General features: G+C 73.4%; 6 protein-coding genes. 5 read left to right on the plus strand and 1 reads right to left on the minus strand.

What is annotated here, in order from left to right; genetic code table 11:
* Positions 1–188 precede the first annotated feature (188 nt).
* Positions 189–1,328 (minus strand): S-methyl-5-thioribose-1-phosphate isomerase, encoded by a 1,140-nt coding sequence (gene mtnA / locus AB0P24_RS20900; protein WP_365796043.1) that lies wholly within the window; start codon positions 1,326–1,328, stop codon positions 189–191.
* 139 nt (positions 1,329–1,467) lie between these two features.
* On the opposite strand from mtnA, the gene AB0P24_RS20905 reads away from it, so the two are divergent.
* Genes AB0P24_RS20905 through AB0P24_RS20925 form a run of 5 tightly spaced genes read left to right on the plus strand, consistent with a single transcriptional unit; the run spans position 1,468 to position 7,060 of the window.
* On the plus strand, positions 1,468–2,832 hold the full coding sequence (locus AB0P24_RS20905; RefSeq protein ID WP_365796045.1) for a hypothetical protein: 1,365 nt from the start codon (positions 1,468–1,470) through the stop codon (positions 2,830–2,832).
* A gap of 34 nt (positions 2,833–2,866) precedes the next feature.
* Positions 2,867–3,565, plus strand: a complete 699-nt coding sequence (locus AB0P24_RS20910) for a DUF4129 domain-containing protein (protein WP_365796047.1) — start codon at positions 2,867–2,869, stop codon at positions 3,563–3,565.
* On the plus strand, positions 3,562–4,761 hold the full coding sequence (locus AB0P24_RS20915) for a DUF4350 domain-containing protein (protein WP_365796049.1): 1,200 nt from the start codon (positions 3,562–3,564) through the stop codon (positions 4,759–4,761). Before AB0P24_RS20910 ends, AB0P24_RS20915 begins: the two co-directional genes overlap by 4 nt.
* Positions 4,761–5,750, plus strand: coding sequence for a MoxR family ATPase (locus AB0P24_RS20920; RefSeq protein ID WP_365796051.1), 990 nt, complete (start codon positions 4,761–4,763; stop codon positions 5,748–5,750). The genes AB0P24_RS20915 and AB0P24_RS20920 overlap by 1 nt, the downstream gene beginning before the upstream one ends.
* The gene (locus AB0P24_RS20925) at positions 5,750–7,060 is read left to right on the plus strand and encodes a DUF58 domain-containing protein (RefSeq protein ID WP_365796053.1); all 1,311 of its coding nucleotides are present in this window, start codon (positions 5,750–5,752) and stop codon (positions 7,058–7,060) included. The genes AB0P24_RS20920 and AB0P24_RS20925 overlap by 1 nt, the downstream gene beginning before the upstream one ends.
* The last annotated feature ends 131 nt before the right edge of the window (positions 7,061–7,191 follow it).

Below are 7,191 nucleotides of genomic sequence, written 5' to 3' on the forward strand. Positions count from 1 at the left end.
TTCGCCGAGACTCTGCGGCGCTCACGGTACCCCTGCCGGGTCCTCGCCCAGCTCCTGCCGGACCAGGTGGCCAGGCCGACGCGACCGCTGGACGCCACGACCCCTCGGCCTGCGAATCGCCGCAGACGGAGGGGCCGTTCCCGGCGGCCGAGCCGACAACATCTCGGGCGGGGCGGCTGGCGCATCGGCTACATCGTCACCTGGCGCGACCTGGCACACAGCTCGGCAAGGGCCTCGGCCGTCACGGGCGAGACGGCGCCCTCCTCGGTGACGATGGCCGTCACCAACTCGGGCGGCGTCACGTCGAACGCCGGGTTGTACGCCTGGGTCCCCAGGGGCGCCACCGGGATCCCGCCTCCCGCTCCCGTCACCGGCGCCTGCGGTGCCGCGACCTCGGTCACCTCGTATCCGGGGCGCTGTTCGACCTCGATGGACGCCCCGTCCGGCGTCTCCGGATCCACCGTCGTCACCGGCGCCACGACGATGAACGGAACGTGGTGGTACCGCGCGAGCACCGCGAGCGGATAGCTCCCCACCTTGTTCGCCACCGAACCGTCGGCCGCGATCCGGTCCGCCCCGATCAGCACCGCGTCCACCTCCCCCGCCGCGAACAGCGAACCGGCCGCGTTGTCGGTGAGCAAGGTGTACGCCATGCCGCTGCGAGCAGCCTCGTACGCCGTCAGGCGAGCGCCCTGTAGCAAGGGACGCGTCTCGTCCACCCACAGCCGCCGCAGCCGCCCCGCCCGATGGGCGTGCAGGGCCACCGCGAACGCCGTTCCCTCCCCTCCCGACACCAGCGAACCGCTGTTGCAGTGGGTGAGGATCCGATGCCCCCCGCCCGGCAGCAACTCCTCAAGCAGCGCCAGCCCGTGCTCGGCCATCCGGGCGCTGGCCTCGGCATCCTCCCGGTGCAGCGCCCGCGCCGCATCCAGCGCCGCCGCGGCCGCCGCCCCGCTGTCGCCGCCCTCGGCCAGAGCGGACCGGTATGCCGACGCGGCCCTGCGCACCCCGACGGAGAGATTCACGGCCGTGGGCCGGGCACCCGCCAGCGCCACCGCGGCCTCGTCCACGTCGAAGCCCCGCGCGGCGGCGAGCGCGACGCCGTAGGCCCCCGCGATGCCGAGCAACGGCGCTCCGCGCACCGCGAGCGAACGGATCGCCTCGACCAGCGCCGACGCGTCCGTGCAGACCAGCTCGACCTCCTCGGTCGGCAGTCTGGTCTGGTCGAGAAGGACCACCACGGGACCTTCGGGCGGCTCCTCCCATCGGATCACTGGCATTCCCGTCGGCCGCTTGTCCTCGCCGGTTTGCGCGTACTGATCAGCCATGCGGTCAGTCTGCCCCGGATCCGGCAGACAATTGAAGGTGCGCAGCTCCACCTCGGCCGGTCACTGGGCGCCCACCCCATGGCACGATGGCAGCCAACCCGCCGACGCGTCCGCGGACGGGCACCGTGAAGGAGCTTCGATGAACGACACTCCGGGCTGGGCCTCGCCCGGATCCGCCCCGTCCGACGGGCGGGAACCCGGCGCGTCCACGCCTGCCGACCGCCCCGTCCCCGCAGGGCCTGCCGAACAGCCCGCCGATCAGCCGGGCACCGATCCGCAGGACTCCGGCTCGCAGTGGTCCAAGGAGCAGCCGCCGCCCGGCCAGTGGTCCACGCCCACCGGCGCCCCGACACCAGGCCAGGCACCGCCACCACCCCCGGGCCCCGGCTGGGGCGGCCGGCCCCCCGGCGCAGGTCATGGCGGGCCAGGCGGCTACGGAGGCCCTGGCGGCTACGGCCCGCCCGGCGGATACGGAGCCTGGGGCGGCGGCTGGGGCGGCCCCCCGCCCGCCGCCAAACCCGGCGTGATCCCGCTCCGCCCCCTCGGCACCGGCGAGATCCTCGACGGCGCCGTCTCCACCATGCGCACCTACTGGCGCACGGTCCTCGGCATCTCGCTGACGATCGCCGTCGTCACCGAGGTCGCGGTGATCCTGCTCCAGGGCCTCGTCCTGAACGACACCGAGACCACCGACGCACTCAACGACCCGAGCGCCTCCCTCACCGAGATCAGCCGCGCCGCGGGTGGAGTCGCGCTCAGCTCGGGCGCCGTCCTGCTGATCACCCTGGTCGGCACCATCATCGCGACAGCCCTGCTGACGACCGTCACCAGCCGCGCCGTGCTCGGCAAGTCCGTCACCATCGGCGAGGCCTGGCGCGACGCCCGCCCGCAGGTCCTCAAACTGTTCGGCCTCATCCTCCTGACCGGGCTCATCGCGGTCGGTGTCCTGCTCGTCGGCGCACTGCCGGGCATCGTCGTCGCGATCGCCGGCGGCCCGGGCGGCGCCATCGCCGGCCTGCTCGTCCTCGGCATCCTCGCCGGCGCCGTCGTCACCGTGTGGCTGATGGTCCGCTTCTCCCTGGCCTCGCCCGCCCTGATGCTGGAGAAGCAGGGCATCACCACATCGCTGGGCCGCTCCATCAAGCTCGTACGCGGCTCCTGGTGGCGGGTCTTCGGCATCCAGTTCCTCGCCTCGATCATCGCCAACATCGTCTCGTCGCTCGCCGTGGTCCCCTTCACCCTGATCGGGGCCTACGCCGGCGGCCACGGCCTGACCGGCTTCCTTCAGAACACCAACGAAAACTACGGCTGGACGTTCCTCGTCATCAGCGGCATCGGCTCCGTGATCGGTTCCATGCTCACCTTCCCGATCAACGCGGGCGTCACCGTGCTCCTCTACATCGATCAGCGCATCCGCCGCGAGGCCCTCGACCTCGAACTGGCCCGCGCCGCCGGTGTCGAGAACTACGGCGCCGGCACGCCCGGCACCGTCCCGGGGAGCTGATGCGGTGAGCCCGACGGGGGGAGTCCTCACAGCCGTGCCCGCAGCCCTGCTGTCGCTGACCGGCTCGGGCGGCCAACCGCCCGTGACCATCCCGCGCGACCCCGCGCGGGAGGCCGCACGGCGTGAACTGTCCAAGCGGATGTACCACGAGAACGACCCCGGGCTGTTCCAGCGCGCCCTGAACGCCGCCCTCGACTGGATCGACCGCCTGCTCTCCGCCGCCGCGTCCGCGACGCCCGGAGGCGCACTTGGCCTGGTCGTCGTGGTCCTGGCCGTCGTCGCCGTCCTGGGCGCCCTGTGGTGGCGCCTGGGCACCCCCAGCCGGCAACCCGTCTCCTCGGTCGCCCTGTTCGACGACCGGGTCCGCAGCGCCGCCGAACACCGGGCGGCCGCCGAGGCGCACGCCGCCCAGGGCCACTGGAACCAGGCCCTCCAGGAACGCGTACGCGGCGTCGTCCGCGCCCTGGAGGAACGCGCACTGCTCGACGTCCGCCCCGGCCGCACCGCCGACGAGGCCGCCGCCGAAGCCGGCCGCGTCCTGCCCGCCCACGCCGACCGGCTGCGCGCCGCCGCCCTGGAGTTCGACGACGTGACGTACGGCGGCCGCCGGGCGACCCAGGCGTCGTACGACCGCGTCGCCGACCTCGACCGTGACCTGGAACGCGCCAAGCCGATCCTCACCGCCAGCGCCCACAGCACGGCCCACAGCACCCGCCAGGGGGCCGCCGAATGACCGCCGGCGTGGCCACTCTCCCGACCACCTCCACCGCGCCCACCGGCCGCCAGGTGTGGTCCCGCGCCCGGGGCATCGTCCTCGCCCTGGTGCTCGTCCTCGCCGGGGCCGTCGCGATCGCCGTCATCCGCTCCGACAGCAGGCACGGCGACCTCGACCCGCGCTCCGCCGACCGCTACGGCAGCCGCGCCGTCGCCGAACTCCTCGCCGACCGGGGTGTGGACACACGCGTGGTCACCACCCTGGCCGAGGCGCGCGCCGCAGCCGGCCGGGACACCACCCTTCTCGTCGCCGTCCCGGATCTGCTGACCCCGCATCAGCAGTCCCAGCTCCGGAAGTCGACGGCCCGGTCGGGCGGCCGCACCGTCCTGGTCGCCGCCGGCAGCACCTCCGTCGAACGGCTCGCCCCCGGCGTCACCGCCGACCCCGCCACCAGCCTCAGGTCCACGCTCGCCCCGCACTGCACCCTGACCGAGGCCCGGCGGGCAGGCAGCGCCGACACCGGCGGCATCCGCTACACCACCACCCACCTCGACGCCGACTCCTGCTACCCCAGCCAGCGCCTGGCGACGCTGATCCGCGTCCCCGCGGCCTCCGGTGGCGGCGACACCGTCGTCCTCGGCGCCCCCGACATCCTGCTCAACGACCGCCTCGACGAGCAGGGCAACGCCTCGCTCGCTCTCCAACTCCTCGGCTCGCGCCCCCATCTGGTCTGGTACCTCCCCTCGCTCTCCGACTCCACGGCCACCGGTGGCAGCGACCAGAAATCCTTGTTCGACCTGCTGCCCTCCGGCTGGCTCTGGGGCACGCTCCAGCTCTTCATCGCCGCAGCGCTCGCCGCCTTCTGGCGGGCACGCCGGCTCGGCCCCCTCGTGCCCGAGAAACTCCCCGTGGCGATCCGGGCCTCCGAAACCGTCGAAGGCCGCGCCCGCCTCTACCGGAAGGCGAGCGCCCGCGACCGCGCCGCCGCCGCTCTTCGCTCCACCGCCCGCACCCGCCTCGCCCCCCTCGTGGGCGTCCCCATCTCCCAGGCGCACGCGCCGGAGGCCCTGCTCGCCGCCCTGTCCGCGCATCTCCACGGCGACGGACAGGCCCTGCACGCCCTGCTCTTCGGACCGCCGCCCGGCGACGACGCGGCCCTCATCGCCCTCACCGACCAGCTCGACGCCCTCGAAAGAGAGGTACGCCGTCCATGATGGACCCGACCACTGACAACGCCGGGAGCACCGGGAACCCGGCCGACGCCCGGGCCTCCCTGGAGGCCCTGCGCGCGGAGATCGCCAAAGCCGTGGTCGGCCAGGACCCCGCCGTGACCGGCCTCGTCGTCGCTCTCCTCTGCCGCGGACACGTTCTCCTCGAAGGTGTCCCCGGAGTCGCCAAGACGTTGCTCGTCCGCGCCCTCGCATCCGCGCTCGAACTGGACACCAAGCGCGTCCAGTTCACTCCCGACCTGATGCCGAGCGACGTCACGGGCTCCCTCGTCTACGACACCCGCACCGCCGAGTTCTCCTTCCAGCCCGGCCCGGTCTTCACCAACCTCCTCCTCGCGGACGAGATCAACCGCACCCCGCCCAAGACCCAGTCGTCCCTCCTCGAAGCCATGGAGGAACGCCAGGTCACCGTCGACGGCACCCCTCGTCTGCTGCCCGATCCGTTCCTGGTCGCCGCGACCCAGAACCCTGTCGAGTACGAGGGCACCTACCCCCTCCCCGAAGCACAGCTCGACCGCTTCCTCCTCAAACTGACGATCCCGCTCCCCTCCCGCCAGGACGAGATCGACGTCCTCACCCGCCACGCCGAGGGCTTCAACCCGCGTGACCTGCGCGCCGCCGGCGTACGCCCCGTAGCAGGCCCCGCCGACCTCGAGGCCGCCCGCGCGGCGGTCGCCAAGACGACCGTCTCCCCCGAGATCACCGCCTACGTGGTGGACATCTGCCGCGCCACCCGCGAGTCCCCGTCCCTCACCCTCGGCGTCTCCCCGCGCGGCGCGACCGCCCTCCTGGCCACCTCCCGTGCCTGGGCCTGGCTGACAGGCCGCGACTACGTCATCCCCGACGACGTCAAGGCCCTCGCCCTGCCCACCCTCCGCCACCGCGTCCAGCTCCGCCCCGAGGCCGAGATGGAGGGCGTGACCGCCGACTCCGTCATCAACGCGATCCTCGCTCACGTCCCGGTCCCCCGCTGATGCCGCTCACCGGACGCGCCGCCCTCATCGCGGCCATCGGATCGATCCCCGTCGGCATCTGGGAACCGAGCTGGACGGGCATCCTCGCCGTCAACGGACCGCTGGCCCTGGCCTGCGCCTGCGACTTCGCCCTGGCAGCCCCGGTACGACGCCTGGTCCTGGCCCGCTCCGGCGACACCTCCGCCCGCCTGGGCGAGACCGCCGACGTCACCCTGACGGTGACCAACCCCTCCGGGCGCCCGCTGCGGGCCCGCCTCAGGGACGGCTGGCCGCCGAGCAGCTGGCAGCCCGGCACGGAGGTGGAGGCCTCGCGACACCGCCTGACCGTCCCCGCGGGCGAGCGCCGCCGCATCACGACCCGCCTGCGCCCCACCCGCCGCGGCGACCGCCAGGCGGACCGTGTCACCATCCGCTCCTACGGCCCCCTCGGTCTGTTCTCCCGCCAGAGCGCTCACAAAGTGCCCTGGACTGTACGGGTTCTGCCCCCGTTCACCAGCCGCAAGCACCTACCGTCGAAACTCGCCCGATTGCGTGAACTCGACGGCCGCACCAGTGTCCTGACCCGCGGCGAGGGCACGGAGTTCGACAGCCTGCGCGAGTACGTCCCTGGCGACGACACCCGCTCCATCGACTGGCGTGCCACGGCCCGGCAGTCGGCGGTCGCGGTGCGCACCTGGCGTCCCGAACGCGACCGGCACATCCTCCTCGTCCTCGACACCGGCCGCACCTCCGCCGGCCGAGTCGGCGACGCCCCCCGCCTGGACGCCTCCATGGACGCGGCACTCCTCCTCGCGGCCCTCGCGTCCCGCGCGGGCGACCGCGTGGATCTCCTCGCCTACGACCGTCGGGTCCGCGCCCTCGTCCAGGGGCGCGCCGCGGGCGACGTCCTCCCGTCCCTCGTCAACGCGATGGCCACACTGGAACCGGAGCTCGTGGAAACGGACGCCCGCGGGCTCACCGCCACCGCGCTCCGTACGGCCCCACGCCGGTCCCTGATCGTCCTGCTCACGACACTGGACACGGCCCCGGTCGAACAGGGCCTGCTTCCCGTGCTCGCCCAACTGACCCAGCGCCACACGGTTCTGCTCGCGTCGGTGGCCGACCCGCATGTCGCCCGCATGGCAATGGCTCGTGGAAACGCCGACTCGGTGTACGAGGCAGCGGCGGCCGCACAGGCGCAGAGCGAACGGCATCGGACCGCGGAGCAACTCCGCCGGCGCGGGGTGACGGTCGTGGACGCGACGCCTGATGATCTCGCTCCCGCGTTGGCGGACGCGTACCTGGCTTTGAAAGCGGCGGGCCGACTCTGATTCCGGAATGGCCCTGCGGGGCCAGGCCGGCCCCTTAAACGCGAAAGAGCCCCACACCGTGAGGTGTGGGGCTCTTTCTCAATATTTGTTCGGCGGCGTCCTACTCTCCCACAGGGTCCCCCCTGCAGTAC

Source organism: Streptomyces sp. NPDC086519, assembly GCF_040686075.1.
Classification (GTDB): Bacteria; Actinomycetota; Actinomycetes; order Streptomycetales; family Streptomycetaceae; genus Streptomyces; species Streptomyces shenzhenensis.

Coding starts and splice junctions, on each gene's coding strand:
- mtnA (WP_365796043.1), bottom strand. CDS start 1,328: ATGGCTGATCAGTACGCGCAAACCGGCGAGGACAAGCGGCCGACGGGA.
- AB0P24_RS20905 (WP_365796045.1), top strand. CDS start 1,468: ATGAACGACACTCCGGGCTGGGCCTCGCCCGGATCCGCCCCGTCCGAC.
- AB0P24_RS20915 (WP_365796049.1), top strand. CDS start 3,562: ATGACCGCCGGCGTGGCCACTCTCCCGACCACCTCCACCGCGCCCACC.
- AB0P24_RS20920 (WP_365796051.1), top strand. CDS start 4,761: ATGGACCCGACCACTGACAACGCCGGGAGCACCGGGAACCCGGCCGAC.
- AB0P24_RS20925 (WP_365796053.1), top strand. CDS start 5,750: ATGCCGCTCACCGGACGCGCCGCCCTCATCGCGGCCATCGGATCGATC.